At 33.6% G+C, this 26,017-nt stretch carries 22 protein-coding genes and 1 riboswitch; all 22 genes read left to right on the top strand.

From position 1 onward, the window contains the following. The first annotated feature begins 43 nt into the window (after positions 1-43). The 22 genes from E6771_RS05560 (at position 44) to purF (ending at position 26,008) form a co-directional block, all read left to right on the top strand. Positions 44-814 carry a CoB--CoM heterodisulfide reductase iron-sulfur subunit B family protein gene (locus E6771_RS05560; protein WP_316090162.1) on the top strand — a complete coding sequence of 257 codons (771 nt, stop codon included), beginning with the start codon at positions 44-46 and terminating at the stop codon, positions 812-814. A 27-nt stretch (positions 815-841) separates the two neighbouring features. Continuing rightward, entirely contained in the window at positions 842-1,255 is a 414-nt protein-coding gene (locus tag E6771_RS05565) for a 4Fe-4S dicluster domain-containing protein (RefSeq protein WP_316090163.1), read from the top strand. Between the two features lie 24 nt (positions 1,256-1,279). Beyond that, complete coding sequence (locus tag E6771_RS05570) at positions 1,280-3,265, top strand: CoB--CoM heterodisulfide reductase iron-sulfur subunit A family protein (protein ID WP_316090165.1); 1,986 nt, start codon at positions 1,280-1,282, stop codon at positions 3,263-3,265. Continuing rightward, positions 3,253-3,702 (top strand): hydrogenase iron-sulfur subunit, encoded by a 450-nt coding sequence (locus E6771_RS05575; protein ID WP_308009397.1) that lies wholly within the window; start codon positions 3,253-3,255, stop codon positions 3,700-3,702. Before E6771_RS05570 ends, E6771_RS05575 begins: the two co-directional genes overlap by 13 nt. Further along, positions 3,693-4,568: a 4Fe-4S dicluster domain-containing protein gene (locus E6771_RS05580; protein ID WP_316090170.1), complete on the top strand. Its 876-nt coding sequence runs from the start codon at positions 3,693-3,695 to the stop codon at positions 4,566-4,568. The genes E6771_RS05575 and E6771_RS05580 overlap by 10 nt, the downstream gene beginning before the upstream one ends. Continuing rightward, a complete protein-coding gene (locus tag E6771_RS05585) occupies positions 4,568-5,596 on the top strand; it encodes a 4Fe-4S dicluster domain-containing protein (RefSeq protein ID WP_316090172.1) in 1,029 nt (342 codons plus the stop codon). Before E6771_RS05580 ends, E6771_RS05585 begins: the two co-directional genes overlap by 1 nt. A gap of 1 nt (position 5,597) precedes the next feature. Next, on the top strand, positions 5,598-6,452 hold the full coding sequence (locus E6771_RS05590) for an FAD/NAD(P)-binding protein (protein ID WP_316090174.1): 855 nt from the start codon (positions 5,598-5,600) through the stop codon (positions 6,450-6,452). A gap of 32 nt (positions 6,453-6,484) precedes the next feature. Further along, complete coding sequence (locus E6771_RS05595) at positions 6,485-7,165, top strand: 4Fe-4S dicluster domain-containing protein (RefSeq protein ID WP_316090176.1); 681 nt, start codon at positions 6,485-6,487, stop codon at positions 7,163-7,165. A 22-nt stretch (positions 7,166-7,187) separates the two neighbouring features. Then, positions 7,188-8,792 (top strand): FAD-binding protein, encoded by a 1,605-nt coding sequence (locus E6771_RS05600; RefSeq protein WP_316090178.1) that lies wholly within the window; start codon positions 7,188-7,190, stop codon positions 8,790-8,792. A 27-nt stretch (positions 8,793-8,819) separates the two neighbouring features. Next, positions 8,820-10,187: a C4-dicarboxylate transporter DcuC gene (dcuC, locus tag E6771_RS05605; protein WP_316090180.1), complete on the top strand. Its 1,368-nt coding sequence runs from the start codon at positions 8,820-8,822 to the stop codon at positions 10,185-10,187. 30 nt (positions 10,188-10,217) lie between these two features. Beyond that, entirely contained in the window at positions 10,218-11,333 is a 1,116-nt protein-coding gene (locus tag E6771_RS05610) for a M20 family metallopeptidase (RefSeq protein ID WP_316090182.1), read from the top strand. Positions 11,334-11,615: 282 nt separating this feature from the next. Continuing rightward, a complete protein-coding gene (locus E6771_RS05615) occupies positions 11,616-12,971 on the top strand; it encodes a glucarate dehydratase family protein (protein ID WP_316090184.1) in 1,356 nt (451 codons plus the stop codon). 14 nt (positions 12,972-12,985) lie between these two features. After that, complete coding sequence (locus E6771_RS05620; RefSeq protein WP_316090186.1) at positions 12,986-13,471, top strand: tripartite tricarboxylate transporter TctB family protein; 486 nt, start codon at positions 12,986-12,988, stop codon at positions 13,469-13,471. A gap of 24 nt (positions 13,472-13,495) precedes the next feature. Then, positions 13,496-15,004 (top strand): tripartite tricarboxylate transporter permease, encoded by a 1,509-nt coding sequence (locus E6771_RS05625; RefSeq protein WP_316090188.1) that lies wholly within the window; start codon positions 13,496-13,498, stop codon positions 15,002-15,004. 25 nt (positions 15,005-15,029) lie between these two features. Continuing rightward, entirely contained in the window at positions 15,030-16,022 is a 993-nt protein-coding gene (locus E6771_RS05630) for a tripartite tricarboxylate transporter substrate binding protein (protein WP_316090190.1), read from the top strand. Between the two features lie 134 nt (positions 16,023-16,156). Continuing rightward, positions 16,157-16,975 (top strand): shikimate dehydrogenase, encoded by an 819-nt coding sequence (aroE, locus tag E6771_RS05635; RefSeq protein WP_316090192.1) that lies wholly within the window; start codon positions 16,157-16,159, stop codon positions 16,973-16,975. Between the two features lie 14 nt (positions 16,976-16,989). Further along, positions 16,990-17,427 carry a type II 3-dehydroquinate dehydratase gene (gene aroQ, locus E6771_RS05640; RefSeq protein WP_316090194.1) on the top strand — a complete coding sequence of 146 codons (438 nt, stop codon included), beginning with the start codon at positions 16,990-16,992 and terminating at the stop codon, positions 17,425-17,427. Positions 17,428-17,530: 103 nt separating this feature from the next. Beyond that, a riboswitch (purine riboswitch) is annotated at positions 17,531-17,628 on the top strand. A gap of 254 nt (positions 17,629-17,882) precedes the next feature. Next, positions 17,883-19,547 (top strand): formate--tetrahydrofolate ligase, encoded by a 1,665-nt coding sequence (locus E6771_RS05645; RefSeq protein WP_316090196.1) that lies wholly within the window; start codon positions 17,883-17,885, stop codon positions 19,545-19,547. Positions 19,548-19,599: 52 nt separating this feature from the next. Further along, positions 19,600-23,325 carry a phosphoribosylformylglycinamidine synthase gene (locus E6771_RS05650; protein ID WP_316090197.1) on the top strand — a complete coding sequence of 1,242 codons (3,726 nt, stop codon included), beginning with the start codon at positions 19,600-19,602 and terminating at the stop codon, positions 23,323-23,325. Positions 23,326-23,352: 27 nt separating this feature from the next. Beyond that, positions 23,353-23,832, top strand: coding sequence for a 5-(carboxyamino)imidazole ribonucleotide mutase (purE, locus tag E6771_RS05655; RefSeq protein WP_111711112.1), 480 nt, complete (start codon positions 23,353-23,355; stop codon positions 23,830-23,832). Positions 23,833-23,894: 62 nt separating this feature from the next. Next, complete coding sequence (gene purC / locus E6771_RS05660; RefSeq protein ID WP_130890461.1) at positions 23,895-24,611, top strand: phosphoribosylaminoimidazolesuccinocarboxamide synthase; 717 nt, start codon at positions 23,895-23,897, stop codon at positions 24,609-24,611. Then, on the top strand, positions 24,611-26,008 hold the full coding sequence (gene purF, locus E6771_RS05665; RefSeq protein WP_316090199.1) for an amidophosphoribosyltransferase: 1,398 nt from the start codon (positions 24,611-24,613) through the stop codon (positions 26,006-26,008). Before purC ends, purF begins: the two co-directional genes overlap by 1 nt. Positions 26,009-26,017 lie beyond the last annotated feature (9 nt).

Consider the following 26,017-nt stretch of genomic DNA (forward strand, 5'->3'; position numbering starts at 1 on the left):
TTAAAGAAGTTTAATTTAATAAATTAGGGAGGGAAGAGAAGAAATGAAATTTAGCTATTATCCTGGTTGTACTTTAAAAACTAAAGCACAAGACCTTGAGAAATATGCCTTAGATTCAGCTGCTGCTTTAGGTGTAGAATTGGAAGAGCAGAAAGATTGGCAATGCTGTGGTGCTGTATTTCCATTAGGTTCAGATGAAATTGCTACAAAACTTTCTTCAGTAAGAAGTTTAGCTGCTTCTTATGCCAAGGGAGAGAAACTTGTGACTATATGTTCTGCATGTCATCATGTAATCAAAAGAACAAATGAAGAATTAAAATCTAATGAGGATATGAGAAGAAAAGTTAATAATTATCTGCAATTAGAAAACAACTACTCAGGAGAAGGTGAAGTAATTCACTATCTTGAAATGTTAAGAGATGAAATAGGATTTGATAAGATAGGAGAAAAAGTTGTGAATCCTCTTAATCGTAAAATTGCAGCTTATTATGGATGTATGCTTTTGAAGCCTAAAAAGGCAATGAACTTTGATGATCCAGAAAATCCATCAATAATAGAGAATTTTATAAAAGCACTTGGAGGAACTCCGGTACTTTACCCATATAGAACAGAATGCTGTGGAGCTTACCTTGCTGTAAATAATAAAGAGCTTACAGAAAAAATGAGCAGCAAGATAATAAAGTCAGCTTTAGATAATGGAGCAGAGGAAATAGTAACAGCTTGTCCTTTGTGCAAGTATAACTTGGAACTTAAAGATACAACATCAGTAAGTTATTTTTCAGAGATTTTAGCTGAAGCTTTAGGAGTTAAGTAAAATATTTCTAAAGACAGGGAGGAAAAATTGGAAAGAGATAAAGTAGTTTTCAATAAAGATAAAAAAGATGTATTTACAATAGAGGAAATCAGTAAGGAAAAAACAGCAAACTGTATGCAGTGTGGAAAATGTTCTGCTGGATGTCCTGCTACAGATGGAATGGATATACTTCCTCATCAGGTAATAAGACATCTGCAAATGGGAGACGTAGAAACAATAAAAAACAGTAAAACTATATGGACTTGTGCTTCTTGTTTTACTTGTGCTTCTTGTTGTCCTAGAAATGTAGATCTTTGTAAACTGATGGAAGCAGTTCGTCTAACTATTGTAAGAAAAAAAGGAAGCAGCAAGTTGATTCCAGAAGATGTACCAGAAATAATGTCAGATAAAAAGATGCCGCAGCAAGCTATTGTCAGTGCATTTCGTAAATATAGTAAATAAACTGTTTTGTGAGGAGGAAAGAGATTGCAAAGAGTTGGAGTTTTTGTTTGTTGGTGCGGGAATAATATAGCAGGTACTGTAGATGTAGAGAGAGTATCTGAAGTAGCAAAGGATATTCCTGGAGTAGTTTATTCAACAAATTATCAATATATGTGCTCTGAGATAGGGCAAAATTTATTAAAAGATGCTATAAAAGAATATAATTTAGATAGAGTAGTAGTTGCTTCATGTTCTCCTAGAATGCATGAAACAACATTTCGTAATGCAGCTGCAAAAGCTGGATTGAATCCATATCTTGTGGAGATAGCTAATATAAGAGAACACTGTTCATGGGTACATAAAGATAAAGAACAGGGAACAGAAAAAGCAATAGCACTTGTAAAAGCTGCTGTAGCAAAAGCTATTCTTAATGCTCCATTAGTATCAGGAGAAAGCGGAGTAGAAAAAAGAGCATTGGTAATTGGAGGGGGAATTGCAGGTATACAAACAGCTATTGATATAGCTGATGCTGGATTCAAAGTAGATATAGTTGAGAAGCAGCCAAGCATAGGTGGAAAAATGGCCCAATTAGATAAAACATTCCCTACACTTGATTGTTCAGCATGTATTTTAACACCTAAAATGGTTGATGCTTCTATGCATCCAAATATTACTTTGCATACATATAGTGAAATAGAAGCTGTAAATGGTTATGTAGGAAATTTTACAGTATCTATAAAGAAAAAAGCACGTTATGTAGATATGGACAAATGTACAGGTTGTGGAATCTGTGTTGAAAAATGTCCTTCAAGAAAAGCAGGAAACGAATTTGAAGAAAATCTGACTAAAAGAGGAGCTATATACAAAGCATTTGCACAGGCAGTACCAAATGTACCAGTAATTGATAGTATTCAATGTATAAAAATGGCAACTGGAAAATGTGGAATATGTGAAAAACTTTGTATGGCAAAAGCAATAGATTTTTCTCAAAAAGATGAAATTATTGAAGAGAAATATGGAGCTATAGTGGTTGCTACTGGATATGATCTTATCAATCTTGAGAAGTTAGGAGAATATAATTATTCTCATCCTAATGTAATAACTTCATTGGAATTTGAAAGACTTACAAATGCAGCAGGACCTACTCATGGAAAATTTCTTAAACCTTCAGATAATACAAAGCCTAAAAAAGTAGTTTTTGTACAATGTGTTGGTTCAAGAGATACAAGCGACAGAGGAAAACCTTACTGTTCAAAAATATGTTGTATGTATACAGCAAAACATGCAATGCTCCTTAGAGATAAATATCCAGATATTGAGGCATATGTATTCTATATAGATGTAAGAACACCTGGTAAAAACTTTGATGAATTTCAAAGAAGAGCAGTTGAAGAATATGGAGTTCAATATATCAAAGGTATGGTTGGAAAAGTATTCCCAGAAGGGGATAAATTAATGGTAAATGGTGTAGATGCCCTTACTGGGCAGACAGTTGTTATAGATGCTGATATGGTAGTATTGGCAGCAGCTACAAGAGCTAAAGATGATGCTGTAGCTTTAAAAAGAAAGCTTAACATAAGTACAGATACAAACAACTTCTTTACAGAGGCACATCCAAAACTTAAACCAGTGGAAACTGCTTCAGCAGGAATATATCTGGCAGGAGCTTGTCAAGGGCCTAAAGATATTCCTGAAACAGTAGCACAAGCCAGTGCAGCAGCAGCAAAGGCTATAATTCTCCTTTGTAAGGATAAACTGGTAAATAATCCTTGTGTATCTTCTGTAAATACTGATTTATGCAGTGGTTGCGGTCAATGTGCACAAATGTGTCCATATGATGCTATCTCTTTAAAAATGACAGATATTAGAGATCACGGAAAAGTTGTAAGAAGATTAGTGGCAACAGTAAATGATGCACTATGTCAAGGATGTGGAGGATGTACAGTATCTTGCCGTCCAGGAGCGATTGACCTTAGAGGATTCTCAAATAAACAAATTATGGCGGAGGTAGATGCAATATGTCGTCTGTAGAAAAAGTAGAAAAAGAAGAGTTCAAACCTTTGATAGTTGCATTCTGCTGTAACTGGTGCAGTTATGCAGGTGCAGACTTAGCAGGAACAAGCAGACTGAACTACCCTGCTAATGTAAAAATAATTCGTGTTCCTTGCTCTTGCAGAGTAAATACTAACTTTATAATTCGTGCATTCCAGAAGGGTGCAGATGGAGTGGTTATTGCAGGATGCCATCCAGGAGACTGTCACTACTCAACAGGAAACTATTACACAAGACGTCGTTTCTCTGTATTTATTAATCTTCTTGAATATATGGGAATAGAAAAAGAACGTTTTAAAATAGACTGGATATCAGCTGCAGAAGCAAATAAATTTGCTACAGTAATGAATGAAGTATTGGAAAACGTTCATAAACTTGGGCCAAATAAAAAGTTGAGGGATGGTAGATGGAAATAATGACTGAAAAAATTAGAGAAATAGCTAAAGAAGCACTTTCAAGTAATAAAGTCCAAATGGTAATTGGTTGGGAAAAGGGAGACTTCTCATTTGAATCTATACCAGTTTTCATCACAGATGCAGAACAAACAGATAAACTTGTATTAGATGTTTACTGTATAAATAACCTAAGCAAATATCTTATGGAACAAACACAGAAATATGAAAAAATTGGAATATTTTTAAAAGGATGCGATTCATTAGGGTTAAACCAGTTATTAAAAGACCATAGAATAGACAGAGAAAAAGTTTATATATGGGGAGTTCCATGTAATGGAATGGTTGATTCTAAAAATAATAAATATACAAAATGTGAAACTTGTCTTCACCCTACTCCAGTAGTATATGATGAATTACTGGGAGAAGAGATAACTTCTGAAATTGATTCTGAAGAAAGATTCAGAGAAGTAAAAATACTTGAAAATATGACTGCTGATGAAAGATATGAATTCTGGAGCAATGAATTTTCAAGATGCATCAGATGTAATGCCTGTCGTAATATATGTCCAGCATGCAGCTGTGTAAAATGTGTATTTGACAATGATGAGATAAATGTTTTAGGAAAAGCTAATGTAGCTCCTGAAAATGGATTCTTTCACTTAACAAGAGCCTATCATGTAGCTGGGAACTGTGTAGACTGTGGAGAATGTGCAAGAATATGCCCTGCTCATATCAGACTTGATTTATTAAATAGAAAAATAATAAAAGATATTAATGAAACTTATGGAACATGGGAAGCAGGACTTGATTCTGAAACTCCAGCACCATTGGTATCATATACTCTAGAAGATAAAGATAATTTTGCAGTAAAAAAAGGAGGTAAATAATGAAAAAAGTATTAAAAAGCAGATTGCCTGAATTATGGGAAGCTATTAATAATAATTTTGATTTATTTCTTCCTGTGGAAAATGGTACTCTTGTAAATTTTGGAAGCTATAGTGCTGATAAAAATGTAAGATTAGATGTACTTAAAACAAATTCATCTGTGAAAGAGTTTGTTTTTCCACAAACTGAAACATATTTAAAATTTAAGAATACAAGAAAAAAACTTGAACTGACACCAGTAAATGTAGAGGGAAGAGAGTATGTACTTTTTGGTGTGAGAAACTGTGATGCAGCAAGTTTTAAAATAATGGATAACATATTCTTGAGAGAGCCAGTGGATACATATTACAGAGCTCACAGAGAAAGAGGAATCATAGTAACTATGGCATGTAATTCACCAGAGGAAACTTGTTTCTGCAGCGGTTTTGGAATAGATGCAGCTGAAGCTTCACCAGCTTCTGATATAGTTACTTGGGATATGGGGGACTATATCTTATGGGAAGCTAAAACTGATAAGGGAGAAAAACTTATAGCTGCTGTATTTTCTGTACTTGAAGATGCTGAAGATGTAAATGTTCTTGAAACACTAAAAAAAGAAATCAAGGAAAAAATAGAATCTCTTCCTTTAAAGGAGCTTAATCCTAAAAAAATAACTAGAGAGCAGCAGGAACTTTTTGATATGGAAGACTTCTGGGGAGATATCAGTAAAAAGTGTCTGGCTTGTGGATCTTGTACATTTGTATGTCCAACTTGCCACTGTTATGATGTAAAAGATTATGATGGAGGAAATTCTGGAGAAAGATACAGATGCTGGGATTCTTGCATGATATCAGACTTTACTCGTATGGCTCATGGAAATCCAAGAACTAATCAGTTACAGAGAGTAAGACAGAGATTTATGCATAAACTTGTATATTATCCAAAAAATCATGATGGATTGTACTCATGTGTAGGATGTGGAAGATGTGTTGAAAAATGTCCTGTAGGATTAAATATAGTAAGAGTAATAAAAAGATTGGGGGAGGAATAATATGAGTTGTGGTTGCGGATGTCATGATAATGACCCTTTAATGCCTAAAGTGGCAATAATAACGAATATCAGAAGAGATACTCCTGATGTTACTACATTTAGAATAGAGAGTCCAGAAGGGGGAAAACCTTTTGATTTCATGCCAGGTCAATGTGCTATGCTGTCAGTTCCTCCAATAGGAGAAGCAATATTCTCTATAACTTCATCTCCTACTGTAAAAGATTACATGGAGTGCAGTATAAAGAAATGTGGAATAGTAACTGATTATATACATCAGCTTGAAGAAGGGGCAGAAATTGGTATAAGAGGACCATATGGAAATAATTTTCCTGTAGAAGAAGCAGATGTATTAAAAGGCAAAGATTTATTATTCATAGCTGGAGGGATAGGACTTGCTCCCCTTCGTTCAGTTATTAACTATGTAATGGATAATAGAGAAAATTATGGAAAAGTTGATATCGTTTATGGATCACGTACTCCAGATGATTTAGTGCATCAAAATGATATTTTTAAAGTATGGCCTGCTCAGAAAGATACAAATGTGCATCTGACTGTAGACAGAGAATTTGAAGGATGGGATGGTCATGTTGGATTTGTACCAAACTATGTAAAAGAACTGGGACTTGATAATAATAAAGTTGCTCTTGTCTGCGGACCTCCAATCATGATTAAATTTGTACTTCAAGGTTTGGAAGAAATAGGATTTAAAAAAGAGCAGGTATTCACTACACTGGAGCTTAAAATGAAGTGTGGTGTAGGAAAATGCGGACGTTGTAACATTGGAGATAAATATGTATGTAAAGATGGTCCTGTATTTAGATGTGACGAAATTTCAGAACTTCCAAATGAATATTAATATTGAGAAAAAATCATAGTAAGGAGAAATAAATGACTGAAAAGAAAATGGTTGATATATATATATTAGGTAAAAAATATACTGTACCTTCAACTTTAACAATAATGGATTCTATGGAGTATGCAGGATATCAGCTTATCAGAAGCTGCGGATGCAGATCAGGATTCTGTGGAGCATGTGCCACTGTATACAGAGTAAAAGGTGAAAGTGAACTTAAAGTAACACTTGCTTGTCAAAGTGAAGTGGAAGATGGAATGTATCTTACTCAAATTCCTTTTTTCCCAGGAAAGAAAGCAGTATATGATATGGATAAAGTAGAAGCATCTGCTGATACTATGGTAGAAAATTATCCTGAAATCTATAAATGTATAGGATGTAATGCTTGTACAAAAGGATGTTCTCAAGGAATCAATGTAATGCAGTATATTGCATATGCACAGAGAGGAGAATTTGAGAAATGTGCTCATGAATCATTTGACTGTGTAGGATGCGGAATATGTGCATCAAAATGCCCTGCTGGAATAACTCATTACAATGTAGGACTTTTAGCTCGTCGTATTACTGGAAAACATATAGCTCCTAAGAGTAAACATTTAATTGAAAGAGTTGAAGAAATCAATGCTGGAAAATTAGATGCAGAATTAGATGAAATGATGAATAAAAGTATAGATGAACTTAAAGATCTATACAATCACAGAGATATCACTAAATAGTAGGAATGGAGGTTTTTGATAGATGTATACGGCAGAAATGAGAGAATTAATAAAAAAGGTTGAGGCAACTCGTCCAAGCAGAATGGGACATGATTTTCCAAGATTGTCTCCAGAAGCTAAATTAGAAATATTAAAAAATAATCACCCAGACTATGTGGAAAGCGGATTCAGAGCACTTGATCTTGGAGTAAATGCAGGAGCTAAAGTACCTCAGGAATTAGCTGACTTGATTGAAGCAAAAAGTAGAGTGGAATTAGATAAAGTAAATCTTAATAAAATTGATTATGATGTGGATGTTCTTATAATCGGAGCAGGAGGAGCAGGAGCCGCAGCAGCATTAGAAGCACATAATGCAGGAGCTAAAGTAATGATAGCTACTAAACTTCGTTTTGGAGATGCCAACACTATGATGGCTGAAGGAGGAATTCAAGCTGCTGACAAACCAGATGATTCCCCTGCAAGACATTATCTTGATGTATTAGGTGGAGGACATTTCACAAATATTCCTGAACTTGCAAAAGCATTAGTTCATGATGCTCCAGGAGCTATTCAATGGCTTAACGAACTGGGAGTAATGTTTGATAAAGAAGAAGATGGAAGTATGCATACTCAACATGGTGGAGGAACTTCAAGAAAAAGAATGCATGCTGCTGCTGATTACAGTGGAGCAGAAATAATGCGTGTACTTAGAGATGAAGTAAGAAATAAAGGTGTAGAGGTTATAGAATTTTCACCAGCTGTAGAACTTATAAAAGATACAGATGGAAAAGTAGCAGGAGCAGTATTATATAATCTTGAAACTAAAGAATATTCAGTAGCAAAAGCTAAAACTGTAATACTTGCTACTGGTGGAGCAGGAAGACTTCACTATCATGGTTTCCCTACTTCTAATCACTATGGAGCAACAGCTGATGGATTAATATTAGGTTACAGAGTAGGAGCAGAACTTGCTTTTGCTGATACTATCCAGTATCACCCTACAGGAGTTGCATTCCCATCTCAGATATTTGGTGCATTAGTTACTGAAAAGGTAAGAGGACTTGGAGCTACGCCTCTTAATATAGATGGAGAGCAATTTGTATATCATTTAGAGACAAGAGATATAGAAGCCTCAGCTATTATCAATGAATGTAATGTAAAAGGTAAAGGAATCCCTACACCAACTGGAGAAGTTGGAGTATGGCTGGACACTCCATTGATTGATATGATACATGGAGAGGGAACACTGGAAAAAAGACTTCCTGCAATGTTTAGAATGTTTGAAAAATTTGGAATAGATATGAGAAAAGAACCAATCCTTATTTATCCAACACTTCATTATCAAAATGGGGGACTTCTAATTAATGATAAAGGTGAAACTAAAATAGAAAATCTATTTGTAGCTGGAGAATGTGCTGGAGGTATCCACGGAAGAAACAGACTTATGGGGAACTCATTATTGGATATAATAGTGTTTGGTCGTAGAGCTGGTAAGAGTGCTGGAGCTAAAAGCAAAGAGGTTGAAGTAAAAGATTTAACATTAAAACATATAGATGAATATCATGAAGCATTAAAGGCAAGTGGAGTAGAGACTGACAGAGTATCTCCAATGCTGCTTCCTCGTTACAGACATGGTGCAGATAAGTAAAACTAACATATAAAAAGGGGGAATAAAATGAATTTTATAGTTGCAATTTTGGTAATAGTGGCAGTTGGATATCTTATTGTTAAAAAGTATTATGCACAGGGTGTATTATTACTTGGGGGAGCTATACTTTTATTAGCTGCTGTGGTTTTTAATGGAACTCCTATTCTTGCAAAAGGGGGAACAGGATCACTTTATCTTGATGTATTTGCTCAGTTAAAAGCTAATTTTATCAAAACTACTGGAAGTCTTGGAATAGCTATCATGATAGTATCAGCATTTGCTAAATACATGGACCATATAGGAGCAAGTAAAGCTCTTGTAAAAGTTGCTATAAAGCCTTTACAAAAACTTAACTCTCCGTATATAGTACTTGCATTATCATATGTAGTGGGACAGATACTTAATATCTTCATCCCAAGTGCATCTGGACTTGGAGTTCTTCTAATGGTAACAGTATATCCTATTGTTGTATCTCTTGGAGTATCACCTCTGGCAGCTACAGCAGTAATAGGAACATCAGCTTGTCTGGATCTGGGACCTGCATCAGGAAATGCCGTTCTTGCTTCTAAGACTGCTGAGATGGATGCAGCTCTGTACTTTGTTGATTATCAAATACCAGTAGCAATTGTTACAGTAATTGTTATCACAGTTATTCATTACTTTGTAAATAAATCTATGGATAGAAAAATGGATCTGGCAGAAAAAGCAAAGGAAGAAGCTGAATTTGAAAAAGAAATGAATGCAGAAGGAAAAGTTCCTGGATTCTATGCTCTTTTACCTATTATTCCATTGATTATAATACTTATGTTCAGTCCATTAACTGGAAGCAGCATCAAAGTAGATGTTGTAGAAGCTATGTTTATGAGTATTGCTTTGAGTATGCTTATTGAAGGTATCAGAAGAAAAGCTTTCAAGAGTACTCTTGCTGAATTGAAAATAGTATTTACAGCAATGGGAAGCCAGTTTGCCAATGTTATCACTCTGATTGTAGCTGGAGAATTCTTTGCCCTTGGACTTACAAGAATAGGAGTTATCTCAGCTCTTATTGATTCAACTAAATCAGCAGGACTTGGACCTCAGCCAATGATTTTGGTTATGACTGCTATAATAGCAATTTCTTCTATCCTTATGGGATCAGGAAATGCTCCATTCTTCGCATTTGCTGCGTTAGCACCAGCAGTGGCAGCTTCAGTTGATCTTAATCCAATTGTTATGTTAATGCCAATGCAGCTGGCAGCTGGAATAGCAAGAAGTATTTCTCCTATTACTGCAGTTATAGTTGCAGTTGCAGGAATTTCAGGAGTGTCTCCATTTGATGTTGTAAAAAGAACAGCAGCTCCAATGATTGGAGGACTTTTAGCAGTTCTTATCACTAACATGATTCTATTTGGATAATATAAAAAAATTAAAGGGGGATTACGTAAAATGGATATGAAAAAATATTTAGCAGACTTGGAAAAATTAGTAAATATTGATTGTGGAAGTAATGTACCTGAAGGTGTACAGGAAGTTACAGAATTTTTCAAAAAAGAACTTGAAAACGAATGGATACTTAAAGTATATCCTCAAAATGATGGAAAAAATCCTGTATTAGTAGCTAAAAACAGAGACAGTGAAGAGATAGATCTTATGTTCTTAGGTCATAATGATACTGTATTCCCTAAGGGAACTGTACCAGCATGGTCATACAAACTTGAAGGAAATATAGCAACAGGAGCAGGGGTATATGATATGAAATCTGGAGTACTTTCTATGATAGAAGTAGCTAAAGAATTCAAAAATGAAGATATTACTATTGCCCTTGTGATGAATACAGATGAAGAAATCAGTTCTCGTTATTCAAGACCTGTAATAGAAGAAGTAGGAAAGAATGCAAAATATGCAATGGTATTTGAACCAGCTCGTAAAAATGGAAATGCTGTAATAGAGAGAAAAGGACTTGTAAAATACAAGGTTGAGTTCTTTGGAAAATCTTCTCATGCAGGGAACTATCCACAAGAGGGAATCAATGCTATTCTTGAAGCTTCTCGTTGGGTAACTGAAATATCTAAGCTTCATAACTGGGATATAAAGAACTCACTTAATGTGGGTCTTATAGAAGGTGGAAGCGGTGTAAATATTGTTCCTGATTATGCTTGTATTAAATTTGAAGGAAGATCACATCAAGTAGAATTCTTTGAAACTATTAGAAAAACTATGGAGGATTTAAAAGCAAATCCATTAGTTGAAGGAATTAAAGTTGAGCTTGAGGAAATCGGATACAGACCACCATTAGTATTAAATGATAAATCAGCTGTACTTCGTGATCTTTTTGATGAAAGTAAAGGTGAAATGGGAATAAAATATGATTGGGAAGTAGCTGGAGGATGTTCTGATGGAAACTTTCTAGGTGTGTTGGGAGTAGGAGTTGTTGACGCTGTAGGTCCTGTTGGAGGAGAAGCTCACAGCAAAAATGAATATTTGGATATATCTACTATTGAAGAAAGAATTAACTTGGCTAAAGCTGTAGTTAGAAAAATGATTGATAGAAAGATAATTTAATAATAAGTTTACAAGGATTAAAAAAGGCTGTCATAAGACAGTCTTTTTTGTATTTATTTTATTTTCCTGCAAATACTTTTATAATAATTTAATCAGCAGTGGAGAAGATTTTTGAATTAGTATTATTTCTTTTATGTTACTTATGACAATTTTTGATAGCTATTTTTGTTTTTTATAATATATCCTGTATAAAATTATTATGTTACGATATACGAAATTAGATAATTATGTTTTGATAACTGAGAGTTTATTCTGTTAAAATATAAATATGGAGGAAAGGTTATGGAAAAGAAAGGTTCACCAAAAGTTGTAAAAATGGAAGTATATCCAGTAGCTGGATATGACAGTATGCTTTTAACACTCAGTGGGTGTCATGCACCATACTTTACAAGAAATATAGTAATATTGGAAGATGAAACTGGAAACAAAGGAATAGGAGAAATACATGGAGGAGAAGCTATTACTGAAATGCTTGAAAGTTATAAACCAATAGTAATAGGAGCAGAAATAGCAGATTACAGACAGGTAATAACAAACATAAGAAAAAATGGACAAAAGGCTAAAGGCGATAGTGGGGAAGGGCTTCAGGAATTAAATATAAGCAATTTGAAATTCGTAGTTCAAGCTGAGGCTGCTATAGAATGTGCTATGCTCGATTTATTAGGAAAATATGTAAATAAACCTATGGCATCTTTATTAGGAGATGGTGGAATTCAAAGAAAAGAAGTTCCTTTTTTAGGTTATTTATTTTATATAGCTGATACAAATAAAACAGATCTTCCTTATTTAGTAGAAACTGAATGTAAAGACAGATGGGAAGAAATAAGAAGAAAAGAAACACTCACTCCAGAAGCTGTAGTAGAACAGGCAAAAGCTCTTTACGAAAGATATGGATTTAAAGACTTTAAATTAAAAGGAGGAGTTTTAGCAGGAGAAGAGGAAATGAAAGCTATAGAAGCCCTTCATAAAGCTTTTCCAGATGCCAGAGTAAATCTTGATCCTAATGGAGCATGGACTTTAGAGGAAGCTATAAGATTATGTAAAGATAAAAATAGTGTTGTAGCATATATGGAGGATCCTTGCGGACCAGAAGCAGGATTCTCAAGCAGAGAGATAATGGCAGAATTTAAAAATGCCACAGGATTAAAAATTGCAACAAATATGATTGCTACAAACTGGAGACAGTTTTATCATGCAGCAACATTAAAATCAGTAGATATAATACTTGCTGATCCTCATTTCTGGACATTGAACGGAAGTATAAGAATGGCCTATTTATTGAAGGATTGGGGATTAACTTGGGGATCGCATTCAAATAACCATTTTGATATAACTCTTGCAACATTTGCACAGGTAGCAGCAGCAGCACCAGGGAATATTACTCCTGTAGATACACACTATATATGGCAGGATGGGCAAGGACTTACAAAAGAATCACCTATAATAAAAAATGGAGTTATAGAAATAACTGATAAACCAGGACTTGGAGTAGAAATAGACATGGAAAAATTATTAAAAGCTCATGAATTATATAAAACAATGCCAGCAAAATTTAGGGATCGTGATGATACATTAGCAATGCAGTATTTGATAAAAGATTGGAAATATAATTCTAAAAAACCTTGTATGGTGAGATAAGGAAGGGGAGATTAATGAGTAGCAAAAGCTTAAATTGGGAAAATAAAGATACTGTATTGGGAATTATTATGCTTTTATGCGGAATAGGATATGGCATATTAGTGCTTAAAATTCCAGGAACAAGATCACAGCTATTTGATTCTAGATTTGTACCATCTCTTATCAGTGTTTTAATTATAATAGTTGGAATACTGCAAATTGGAACAGGTCTTAGAAGTCCAAAAGAAAAAATTGAAAAAAAAGAATTTGATAAAAAAACAGTGGTATGTACATTTGCCTTAATAGCATTATATATTTTACTTTATTCTAGTGTAGGTTTCATTATAATGACTTTTTTATTTCTTTTCTTAGAAATGAATATATTAACTCCTGGATATGTTAGGAAAAATCAAGTTGTTTACTTAATAATTTCTCTGTTTTTTTCTGTAGGAATATATTATCTATTCTATTTTGGATTTAGTATCTTCCTTCCTGGCGGATTGCTTGATACACTTTTATAAAGAAAATAAGGGAGGGAAGAAAAAATGTTTGAATTATTTGGAGAAGGACTGTTAACAGCATTGCAGCCATATACATTAATACTTATGTTAGTGGGAACTGCTGTAGGAATAGTATTTGGAGCAGTTCCAGGACTGTCTACAGTTATGGGATTGGTTTTGGGTCTGCCATTTACATATGCAATGTCTCCTGCTGTAGGAATATGTTTTTTAATATCCCTATACATAGGAGGAACTTCTGGAGGACTTATTTCAGCAATATTATTAGGTATTCCTGGAACGCCTTCATCAATTGCCACATGTTTTGATGGACTGCCAATGAAAAATAATGGCAGGGTTATGGAAGCACTGGGAATGGGAGTAGTATTCAGTTTTATAGGAACTGTTGTAAGTACTTTAGCACTTGTATTTATTTCACCACTTCTTGCAAAAGTTGCATTACAATTTGGACCGCATGAATATTTTTCAATTGCTATATTTGCAATTATACTTATCACTTCATTAGCAGGAAGCAGTTTGCCTAGAGCATTCTTCGCTGCATTTATGGGAATAGGATTTGCAACAGTGGGATTATCACCTACAGATGCTGTAAAAAGATTTACATTTGGAAATCCTCAATTAGTAGGAGGATTTAATACACTAACAGTATTAATAGGACTTTTTGCTATAACAGAGATACTTCTTACATCTGAAACTATCAAATTTTCTACTAAGCAGGAAAAAATAGAAGTAAATATGAAAAATGTCAAAGGATTTGGATTTTCATTAAAAGAATTTGCAGCGCAAAAATGGAACGCATTAGTGGCTTCTGTTATAGGAATTGTTATAGGAATCATACCAGGAATTGGAGGTTCTACATCTAATCTTATAGCATATAATGTTATAAAAAGCAGATCAAAATATCCTGAAAAGTTTGGAACTGGAATACCAGATGGAGTAGTTGCTTCTGAAGCTTCAAATAATGCTTCAGTAGGTGGAGCAATGATTCCTCTTCTTACTTTAGGGATACCAGGTGATGGAGCAACAGCAGTATTATTAGGAGCTTTTATGGTACATGGTATTGTGCCAGGTCCATTATTATTTAAAAATAACGCTTCATTGGTATTTGCAATATTTGCAGCTATGTTTATAGGAGCTTTTCTTATGCTGATAGTAGAGTTCTTTGGATTAAGAATATTTGCTCAAGTGCTGAGAGTACCTAAATATGTACTGCTTCCTATTGTTACAGTATTTACAACAGTTGGAGCTTTTGCTCTGGCAAGCAGAGGATTTGATGTCATAGCTATTCTGGTATTTGGTATTTTAGGTTATATATTTGTTAAATTTAAAGTACCTCAGTCACCATTTATAATTGGATTTATTCTAGGAAGAATGGCAGAAGAGAATTTGAGAAGAGGGCTTATACTTTCTAATAATAATATATTGAATTTTTTCTCAAAACCAATAGCTTGTGTATTTTTAGTAGCAACTATTCTATATCTAGGATATTTATTATTTGGATATTGTAGAAAATGTAAAGTAATGAAAATGGCATAAATATATAAAATGGAGGTATTTATTAATGAAGAAAATTGGAAAATTATTTTTAATGGGATTATGTGCAGCAACGATATTGGCAGGGTGTGGAGGAAAAAAAGATGGAGGAAAAGATGCAGCAGCAGTATGGCCTAATAAACCTGTAGAAGTAGTTCTTCATGCATCAGCTGGTGGAGATACAGACTTTAATGCTAGAACATTTGGAGAATTTTTTGAAAAAGAAACTAAAAAACCATTAGTTGTAACTAATATGCCAGGAGCTTCTGGACTTGCAGCTACAGAAAATATAAAAGGAACACCAGCAAATGGGTACAAAGCTCTATTTACTCATTCAGGACCAATGGTAGTAAACTATGTATCTGGAATATCAGATTATGATTTTAAAGAATTTGATGTAGCATGTATTCCAGCAATAGATGGAGGATCAGTATTAGTAGCAAGCAAACAATCAGGAATTACTTCATTGAAAGACCTTATAGAAAAGAGTCAGGCTAATCCTGAAAGTGTAATTTATGGAACTGAATTTGGAGGATTTTCTCATTTGCAGGTATTGATTCTTCAAGATAAAACAGGAGTGAAATTAAAACTTGCAGATATAGGTTCAACATCTGAAAAAGTTACAAACTTGTTAGGTGGAAGAATAGATGTAGCTTCTATAGCTTATGGAAGTATAAAAGATTATGTACAAAATGGAGATATGGTAGCATTGGCTCAATATAATGGAGAAAGAAATCCATATTTAGGAGATGTTCCAACAGCTAAAGAAAGCGGTGTGGATATGGAAATGAACAACCCATATATTATAGCTTTTCCTAAAGGAACAGATCCAGCAATAGTAGATAAAATGAGTGAAGTAGCAGAAAAAATAGTAGGAACACCAGAATATGCTGAAAAATTAAAAGTTGGATTCAGTCAGCAGGCAAAAATATTAACAACTGAAGAAGCAAAAGCATATCTTCAAAAAATAGAAGATGAATATATGGAATATAAAGATATATTAAGAAATACAACAAAATAATATTATAAATAAAGTGAGTGACCAAAAGATAAAGCAAAGTTTTAAAATTATGTTTTTCTTCCAGGTCATTCTCTTTTTTTTATTATGGAGTTATGTTATAATAAGTTTAAAATAAAAAACAAAGGGGTAGGAATATGAAAACTTATGGACTTATAGGAGAGAAACTTGGACATTCTCTTTCGCCAGTTATTCATCAATATATATTTGAAAGATATAAAATAAAAGGATATTATTCACTTTATGAGATAGAGAAAAAAAATGCTGAAAATATAATAGAAGGTATGAAAATAATGGGAATAGAAGGTGTAAATATAACTATTCCATATAAAGAAACACTTCTTTCTAAAATAGATTTTTTATCTGAAGAAGGAGAAAAAATAGGAGCTATAAATGTTCTTAAAATAAAATCTGGAAAAAGTTATGGTTATAACAGTGACTATTATGGATTTATAAGACTTTTAGAAAGAGGGGAGATAGAGGTAAAAAATAAGAGATGTGTCATACTTGGAACTGGTGGAGCAGCTAAATCTGTAATAACAGCTCTTCACGACTTAGGAGCAGAAAGCATAACAGTAGTATCAAGAACTCTTTCAAGTAAACTTACTGATCTTTTAAGAATTTTTCCTTATATTAATCTGGCTGTCTATGAAAATTTTCTGGAAGGAGATGTCATAATAAATACAACACCTGTGGGAATGTATCCTAATGTTGAAATTTCCCCAGTAGATGAGGAAGTTATAAAAAGATTTAGAACAGCAGTGGATATAATTTACAACCCTTTAAAAACAGAATTTTTAAAATTAGCTGAAAAAAATAAACTCCAATGTGCAGATGGACTGCATATGCTGATAGAGCAGGCAATAAAAGCACAGGAAATATGGCAGGAAACAAAATTTGATGATTCATTGGGAGAAGAACTTTATAGCTATTTAGCAGATAATTTTATAGGATAATAGGGAGAGATATAATGAAAATAATGGTATTGAATGGACCTAATCTAAATTTTTTAGGCATAAGAGAAAAGAATATATACGGGCAAGAGAATTATCAGAATGTATGTGAATATATTAAGGACAAATTCAATGGTTGTAATATTGAAATAAATATATTTCAAAGTAATATAGAGGGGGAAATGATAAATATACTTCAAAGAGCATATTCTGAAAAATATGATGGTATAGTTATAAATCCAGGAGCATATACACATACTTCAATAGCTCTTTATGATGCTATAAAAAGTATAAATATTCCAACTGTAGAGATTCATCTTTCAAATATTCACCAAAGGGAAGAATTCAGACATAAATCATATACTGCCCCTGCATGTATAGGACAAATCTGTGGTTTTGGAAAAGAGGGATATATATTTGCTATTGAAGGATTAATCGCACATTTATCTAAATAAAAATTCCACAAATAAAAAAAATATATAATTACAGCAGTGTAAATTAAACTTTTCTTTCTTTGTCACATTTACTTTGACAAAATTCAGTATATATGATATTCTAAAAGTAAGGTAATAAAAGACTCATATATACCTGTAATATGGACAGGAGTTTCTACGGCTAACCTTAAAATAGCTGCTATGGGTGAAGTAAGCATAGTTAATCTTTGTTTTTTGATTTTTTGAAAAAAAGATTTACTTCATCTAAAATAATATTTGAAATGAAGTGGCAAAAGCAATTTAAAGGAGGATTATACTATGTTATCTCATAAAAGAATAAAAAAGAAAATAGGACAGAATAAAAATATAGTAAATCAACCTAAGAATAAAACAAAGGTCTAAGTGTGCACTTAACGGAATGAGTGTGTACTTAGGCCTTTTTAATTATTTATATAAAATTTCAAGGGAGGAAATTTGTGAAAACGGATATTCAAATTGCACAGGAAGCTAAAATAGTCAACATTAAGGAAATCGCTAAAAAAATAGGACTTGATGAAGACAGCATCGAACAATATGGGAAATACAAGGCTAAAGTAGATTTGAAAGTACTTAAAAACCTAGAGAGTAAAAAAGATGGAAAACTGGTACTAGTTACAGCTATCACACCTACTCCTGCTGGAGAGGGGAAATCAACTGTTACAGTTGGACTTACACAGGCACTTAATAAACTTGGAAAATCATCTATAGCAGCTCTTAGAGAACCATCATTGGGGCCAGTTTTCGGAATGAAAGGAGGAGCTACTGGAGGAGGTTATTCACAGGTTATACCTATGGAAGATATAAATTTACATTTTACAGGAGATCTTCATGCTATTGGAGTTGCTCATAATCTTATAGCAGCCTGTATAGATAATCATATCAATTCTGGAAATGCTCTTGATATAGATCTTACAAAAATAACTTGGAAAAGAGTTCTGGATATGAATGACAGAGCACTTAGAAATATAGTGATAGGACTTGGAGGAAAGGCCAATGGAATTCCTAGAGAAAGTTCTTTTCAAATTACTGTTGCATCTGAAATAATGGCAGCATTATGTCTGGCTACATCACTTTCAGATCTTAAAGATAAAATAAAAAGTATGGTATTTGGATATGCAAGAGATGGAAGAGCTCTTAAAGTAGGAGAACTAAAAATAGAAGGAGCTATTACAGCACTTCTTAAAGAAGCAATTAAACCAAATCTTGTACAGACATTAGAAAATACACCAGTATTTATTCATGGAGGACCTTTTGCAAATATAGCTCATGGATGCAATTCTATACTGGCTACTAAACTTGCACTTAAACTTTCTGATTATACAATAACAGAAGCTGGGTTTGCTGCTGATCTTGGAGCAGAAAAATTCTTAGATATAAAATGCAGAAAAGGTGGACTTACTCCTAACTGTGTGGTTGTAGTAGCAACAGTAAGAGCTTTGAAGCATCATGGTGGAGCTAAAGAACTTTCTGAAGAAAATCTTGAAGCATTAGAAAAGGGAATAGCTAACTTAGATAAACATATAGAAAATATGAAAAAGTATAAATTACCAGTAGTAGTAGCCATCAACAGATTTGTAAGTGATACTGAGAAAGAGCTTGAATTTGTTGATAAACATTGTAGAGAGTATGGAGTACCAGTAGCTCTTTGCGAAGTATGGGCCAAAGGAGGAGAAGGAGGAATTGCTCTTGCTGAAGAAGTACTTGCTCAACTGGAAAAAGGAACAGATAACTATACTCCATTATATGATTTAGATATAAGTATAAAAGAAAAAATAGAAAAAATAGCAAAAGAAATATATGGAGCAGATGGAGTGGAATTTGCTGGAACTGCTAAGAAAATGCTTAAGATTATAGATGAACTAGGATATGGAAAACTTCCAGTATGTATGTCAAAAACTCAAAAATCATTGTCAGATAATGCAGCACTTTTAGGAAGACCTACAGGATTTACAGTGTCTGTAAAAGAATTGAGAATATCAGCTGGAGCAGGATTTATAGTGGCCATGGCTGGAGATATAATAGATATGCCTGGACTTCCTAAAAAACCGGCAGCAGAGTCTATAGACATTGATGAAAATGGAAAAATTGATGGATTATTCTAGTTTGATTGAAAGCAAAGAGATTAATTATTAAAATATAATTGCAGGGGGCACGATGAATTATCGTATTTATGTTGAAAAGAAAACCGGATTTGATTTAGAAGCTAAGAGATTAGAAAATGAATTAAAGGAAAGTTTTCAAGATTTAAAACTTTCAAAAGTAAGGCTTCTTAATTGCTATGATGTGTTTGATATCGAATCTGCTGAATTAGCAGAAGCAGAAAAACTTATATTTTCAGAAATAGTTACTGATACTGTAACTGAAACTCTTGATACTAAAGGAGCTAGATATTTTGCAGTAGAATTTCTTCCAGGACAGTTCGATCAGAGAGCAGATTCAGCTATGCAGTGTTTAAATCTGATATCTGATAAAAATCAAAATGTTTCTGTCACAAGTGGAAAAGTTATTATTCTTGAAGGAGAGATAACAGAGGCAGATATAGAAAAAGTTAAAAAATATTATATCAACCCAGTTGAAATGAGAGAGAAAGATCTTACTAAATTAGAGACAGAAGAGGGAGAAAGGGCACAGGATGTTCCTGTTTTTACTGGCTTTATAAATTACAGCATAGATGAATTAAAAACTTTTAAAGAGGAATTAGGACTAGCTATGACATTGGCAGATGTGGCTTTTGTTCAGGAGTATTTTAAAAATACAGAAAAAAGAGATCCTACTGAAACTGAAATAAAAGTATTGGATACTTACTGGTCAGATCACTGCAGACATACTACATTTGAAACAAAAATTAAGAATATAGTATTTCCAAAATCTTCTTTTGGAGATACACTTCAGAAAGTTTTTGATGAATACTTAAAAGCAAGAGAATTTGTACATGGAGAAAGAATTGAAAAGAAATATATTTCTCTTATGGATATGGCAACTATATGTGGAAAAGAAATGAGAAAAAGCGGGAAACTTGATGATTTGGAAGTGTCTGATGAAATCAATGCCTGCTCTGTATATATAGATGTAGATGTAGATGGAAAAATGGAAAAATGGCTTCTTATGTTTAAGAATGAAACTCATAACCATCCTACAGAAATTGAACCATTTGGAGGAGCTTCTACTTGTCTGGGAGGAGCTATAAGAGACCCATTATCAGGAAGATCATATGTTTATCAGGCAATAAGAGTAACTGGTTCTGGTAATCCATTGGAAAAACTGGAAGATACACTTCCTGGAAAACTTCCTCAAAAGAAAATAACTACTGGGGCTGCAAGTGGATATGCAGCATATGGGAACCAGATTGGACTTACAACTGGACACGTATGTGAAATATATCACGATGGATATAAAGCAAAAAGAATGGAAGTAGGAGCAGTAGTTGGTGCTGTACCTGCTGACTGGATAAGAAGAGAGAATGCTTCTAAAGGGGATATAGTAATTCTTTTAGGAGGAAAAACTGGAAGAGATGGATGTGGAGGAGCGACTGGTTCATCTAAGGAGCATACAGGAGATTCATTGAGATTATGTGGTGCAGAAGTTCAAAAAGGAAATGCACCAGAAGAAAGAAAAATTCAAAGATTATTCAGAAATCCAGAAGTTACTAAACTTATAAAAAAATGTAATGACTTTGGTGCTGGAGGAGTATCAGTAGCTATTGGAGAATTAGCTCCAGGTCTTGATATAAATCTTGATGTAGTTCCTACTAAATATGTTGGACTTAGTGGTACTGAACTTGCTATATCTGAATCACAAGAGAGAATGGCAGTAGTAATTGAAGCTAAAGATAAAGAAAAATTTATGGAGCTTGCAGGAAAAGAAAATCTTTTAGCAACAGAAGTTGCAGCAGTAACTGATGACAACAGACTTGTTCTTAACTTTAAAGGTAAAAAGATAGTAGATATCTCAAGAGAATTCCTTGATACTAATGGAGTTACTCAGGAAACTACTGTAGAAGTTGAAGATATAAAAGAGGATACTCCATTGAATGAAGTTAAATTTGAAGGAACAGATATTAAAGAAAAATGGCTGAATATGCTATCTTCTTTAAATGTAGCTTCTCAAAAAGGACTTATGGAAATATTTGATGCTACAATTGGAGCTACAACTGTACTTATGCCTTTCGGAGGAAAATATCAAATGACGCCTACTGATGTAAGTGTGCAGAAAATACCTCTGTTAAAAGGTGAAACTGATACAGCATCTGCTATTACTTGGGGATATGACCCAGTGCTTTCATCTTGGTCGCAATTCCATGGAGGAGCTTATGCAGTAGTAGAATCTCTTGCTAAATTAGTTGCAGCAGGAGCAGATTATAAGACTGTAAGACTTTCATTCCAGGAATATTTCCAAAAACTTGGACAGAATCCAATGAACTGGGGAAAACCATTCTCAGCATTATTAGGAACAATAGAAGCTCAAAGAAAATTTGGTATTCCAGCTATTGGTGGAAAAGACTCAATGAGCGGAACATTTAATGATATTCATGTACCACCTACGCTTATCTCTTTTGCAGTAACTCCTGTAAAAGCAAGTGTTGTTATATCACCTGAATTTAAAGCTGCTGGAAATAAAATATATTTAGTAAAACATCATATGCTTGACAGCTATATGCCAAATATAGAAGAACTTAAAGAAAACTTTGAGTTTGTATATGAAAATATTAAAAATGGAACTATTCTTTCAGCAATGACTCTAAAAAGAGGAGGAATAGCTGAAGCTGTAAGCAAAATGACTCTGGGAAACAGAGTAGGAGCTAAGATAGCTGACCTTGGAGATGAATTGTTTAAATTAGGATATGGAATATTTGTGGTAGAAACTTCTAAAGAGCTTACAGGTAAAAATGTAGAACTGTTGGGAGAAACAATAAAAGAATACAAGATTGTAGTTGGAGAAACAGAAATATGTATGACTGAAGGAGAAAAGGTATGGCTGGATAAACTATTCCCAGTATTCCCTCACAAGACAATAGAAAAAGTAGAAAACCACATCTGGACACCATATGAGAAGAAAGAAATAATAGTATGTAAAAATAAAATTGCTAAACCAAGAGTATTAGTGCCAGCATTCCCAGGAACTAACTGTGAATATGATTCAGCTAGAGTGTTTGAAAAAGCTGGAGCAGAGGCTAATATACTTTTATTCAGAAATATAACTCAGGATTATATCAATGATTCAATAGAAAAAATGGTAAAAGAAATAAATAATTCACAAATACTTATGTTCCCAGGAGGATTCAGTTCTGGAGATGAGCCAGATGGATCAGGAAAATTTATTGCAACTGTCCTTACAAATCCTGAGGTAGCAGAAGCAATAGCTAAATTCCTTGAAAGAGATGGATTGATACTAGGTATTTGTAATGGATTCCAAGCTCTTGTAAAATCAGGACTTCTGCCATATGGAGAAATTGGAAAAGTTACAGAAAATTCACCTACTCTTACATTTAATAAAATAGGCAGACATGTTTCTCAAATAGTAAAAACAAAAGTTACTTCAAATAAATCACCATGGCTGGCAGGAATTGAAACAGGAGAGGAATTTGAAATAGCCGTATCACATGGAGAAGGAAGATTCTTTGCTAATGATGAAGTTATCAAGAAACTATTTGAAAATGGACAGGTAGCTACTCAGTATGTAAATCTTGAAGGAATTCCTACTAATGAATTCAGATTCAATCCTAATGCTTCTACATGTGCTATTGAGGGGATAACTTCAATAGATGGTAAGGTATTTGGTAAAATGGGACACTCTGAAAGAGCAGGTAAAAACATTTTCAAAAATATCACTGGAAACAAAGAGCAAAAAATATTTGAAAATGGAGTTAAATACTTTAAATAATAGATATTCTCAGGAGGATAGTAAAAAATGAAAGTTGCCATAATATTTGGTAGTAAATCAGACACAGATAAAATGAAGGGAGCAGCTAACTGCTTAAAAGAGTTTGGAATTGAGTATTCTGCTCATGTTCTTTCTGCTCATAGAGTACCAGAAAAATTAGAAGAGACACTGGAAAAACTGGAAAAAGATGGATATGAAGTAATAATAGCAGGAGCTGGGCTGGCTGCCCATCTTCCTGGAGTAATAGCTTCTAAAACTGTACTTCCTGTAATAGGAGTACCAATTGAAGCTGCTTTTAATGGAATGGATGCACTTCTTTCAATAGTACAGATGCCTAAATCTATTCCAGTGGCAACAGTTGGAGTTAATAACTCATATAATGCTGGAATGCTTGCAGTACAAATGCTTTCTTTAAAGTGTCCTGAATTAAAGGAAAAACTTGTAAAATTCAGAAAGGATATGAAAGCAAAATTTATAGCTGACAATGAAACTGGGGTAGAACTATAAAATAACTTAATCAAAAATTTTTAAATTTTTATACATTAATTATTTCTAGGAGGAAAAAAGAAATGTCTGCACAAAAAAAAGAATTTATTTATGAAGGAAAAGCTAAACAAGTATACTCAACTGATGATGAAAATCTGGTTATTATTCATTACAAAGATGATGCAACAGCAGGAAATGGAGCTAAAAAAGGAACTATAGAAAATAAAGGAATAATGAATAATAAAATAACTGCTATGTTATTTGAAATGCTTGAAAAAAATGGAATTAAAACACATTTAGTAGAAGTACTTAATGACAGAGATCAGCTTTGTCAAAAAGTAAAAATATTTCCTTTGGAAGTAATAGTGAGAAATGTTATAGCAGGGTCAATGGCTAAAAGAGTGGGGGTAGAAGAAGGAACTAAGCCTGTAAATACTATATTTGAAATATGCTACAAAAATGATGCTTATGGAGATCCACTAATTAATGATCACCATGCAGTTGCATTGGGACTTGCTACTTATGAAGAATTAGCTGAAATCTATAGAATAACTGGACAAATCAATGATCTGTTAAAAAATTCTTTTGATAAAATAGGAATTACTTTAGTTGACTTCAAAATAGAATTTGGTAAAAACAGCAAAGGGGAAATTCTTCTTGCTGATGAAATCACTCCAGATACTTGCAGATTATGGGATAAAGAAACTGGTATGAAATTGGATAAAGACAGATTCAGAAGAGATTTAGGTGGAATTGAAGAAGCATATATAGAAGTCTTAAAAAGATTGGGGGCTGAATAATGAACTGCACAGAAATGATGTTGGCAAAGGACAAAATGGAAGAGGAATGTGGAGTTTTTGGAGTATACAGCAAAACCCAAAAAGAAGTTTCACAATTAACTTACTATGCCCTATATGCTCTTCAACACAGAGGACAGGAAAGTGCAGGAATATCTGTTTCAAATAATGGAGAATTAATAACATATAAAGGTATGGGGCTTACTGCAGATGTGTTTACACAGGAAACTCTGAATAATTTAAAAGGAAATGCAGCTATTGGACATGTAAGATACTCTACTACTGGTGAAAGTAAAATAGAAAATGCACAGCCTTTAGAAAGCAGATTTAAGCTTGGACAAATAGCAGTTGCTCACAATGGAAATCTGACTAATACTAAAGTAATAAGAGAATTATTGGAAGATGGAGGAGCTACTTTTACATCTACTACTGATTCAGAAGTTATAATAAAAATGGTTGCAAGAAAGGCTATGAATGGCTTTGAAGAAGCAATCAGAAGTACAGTTGGAGCAATAAAAGGGGCTTATGCTCTTGTAATACTGGCAGATAACAAACTTATTGGTGTAAGAGATCCATATGGAATCAGACCTCTATGTCTTGGAATGAATGAAGAGGGAGATTATTTCCTTGCTTCTGAATCTTGTGCCATTGATTCTATTGGGGGACATCTAATAAGAGATGTAGAAGCTGGAGAAATGGTAATTATAGACGAATCAGGAGTTAAGTCAATCAGATATGCTGAAAAGAATAAAGTAGCACCTTGTTCATTTGAGCATATTTACTTTGCTAGACCTGATAGCATTATTGATGGAATAAATGTATATGAAGCAAGAGTAAAAGCTGGAAGACTTTTGGCTAAACAAATGAAAATAGAGGCTGATATTGTTATTGGAGTACCAGATTCTGGAATTCCAGCAGCTATTGGTTATGCTGAAGAAAGTGGAATACCTTATGCAATGGGACTTATTAAAAATAAATATATAGGAAGAACATTTATTAAACCAACTCAAGCTTTGAGAGAACAGGCCGTAATGGTAAAACTTAACCCATTGAGAGTGCAGCTTGAAGGAAAAAGAGTTATAATTATTGATGATTCTCTAGTAAGAGGAACAACAAGTAAAATACTTATTGATATCATAAGAAGAGCAGGGGCTAAAGAAGTTCACTTCAGATCAGCTTCCCCAGCAGTTAAATATTCTTGCTTCTATGGAATAGATACAGCACACAGAGATGAACTTATAGCTGCGAAAATGGCAGTTGATGAGATCAGAAAAGAAATAAATGCTGATACATTGGATTATTTGTCAATGGATAATATGCTGAAATCATTAAATTGCAAAGATTATTGTGTAGGATGTTTCAATGGAATATATCCTATGTGTACACCAACAGAAGAGTAGAAAATTATT

The sequence above is a fragment of the Fusobacterium sp. genome (assembly GCF_032477075.1).
Classification (GTDB): Bacteria; Fusobacteriota; Fusobacteriia; order Fusobacteriales; family Fusobacteriaceae; genus Fusobacterium_A.

Coding starts and splice junctions, on each gene's coding strand:
- dcuC (WP_316090180.1), top strand. CDS start 8,820: ATGAATTTTATAGTTGCAATTTTGGTAATAGTGGCAGTTGGATATCTT.
- E6771_RS05560 (WP_316090162.1), top strand. CDS start 44: ATGAAATTTAGCTATTATCCTGGTTGTACTTTAAAAACTAAAGCACAA.
- E6771_RS05630 (WP_316090190.1), top strand. CDS start 15,030: ATGAAGAAAATTGGAAAATTATTTTTAATGGGATTATGTGCAGCAACG.
- E6771_RS05650 (WP_316090197.1), top strand. CDS start 19,600: ATGAATTATCGTATTTATGTTGAAAAGAAAACCGGATTTGATTTAGAA.
- E6771_RS05580 (WP_316090170.1), top strand. CDS start 3,693: ATGGAAATAATGACTGAAAAAATTAGAGAAATAGCTAAAGAAGCACTT.
- purE (WP_111711112.1), top strand. CDS start 23,353: ATGAAAGTTGCCATAATATTTGGTAGTAAATCAGACACAGATAAAATG.
- purF (WP_316090199.1), top strand. CDS start 24,611: ATGAACTGCACAGAAATGATGTTGGCAAAGGACAAAATGGAAGAGGAA.
- E6771_RS05575 (WP_308009397.1), top strand. CDS start 3,253: ATGTCGTCTGTAGAAAAAGTAGAAAAAGAAGAGTTCAAACCTTTGATA.
- E6771_RS05620 (WP_316090186.1), top strand. CDS start 12,986: ATGAGTAGCAAAAGCTTAAATTGGGAAAATAAAGATACTGTATTGGGA.
- E6771_RS05595 (WP_316090176.1), top strand. CDS start 6,485: ATGACTGAAAAGAAAATGGTTGATATATATATATTAGGTAAAAAATAT.
- purC (WP_130890461.1), top strand. CDS start 23,895: ATGTCTGCACAAAAAAAAGAATTTATTTATGAAGGAAAAGCTAAACAA.
- aroQ (WP_316090194.1), top strand. CDS start 16,990: ATGAAAATAATGGTATTGAATGGACCTAATCTAAATTTTTTAGGCATA.
- E6771_RS05590 (WP_316090174.1), top strand. CDS start 5,598: ATGAGTTGTGGTTGCGGATGTCATGATAATGACCCTTTAATGCCTAAA.
- E6771_RS05625 (WP_316090188.1), top strand. CDS start 13,496: ATGTTTGAATTATTTGGAGAAGGACTGTTAACAGCATTGCAGCCATAT.
- E6771_RS05600 (WP_316090178.1), top strand. CDS start 7,188: ATGTATACGGCAGAAATGAGAGAATTAATAAAAAAGGTTGAGGCAACT.
- E6771_RS05585 (WP_316090172.1), top strand. CDS start 4,568: ATGAAAAAAGTATTAAAAAGCAGATTGCCTGAATTATGGGAAGCTATT.
- aroE (WP_316090192.1), top strand. CDS start 16,157: ATGAAAACTTATGGACTTATAGGAGAGAAACTTGGACATTCTCTTTCG.
- E6771_RS05610 (WP_316090182.1), top strand. CDS start 10,218: ATGGATATGAAAAAATATTTAGCAGACTTGGAAAAATTAGTAAATATT.
- E6771_RS05615 (WP_316090184.1), top strand. CDS start 11,616: ATGGAAAAGAAAGGTTCACCAAAAGTTGTAAAAATGGAAGTATATCCA.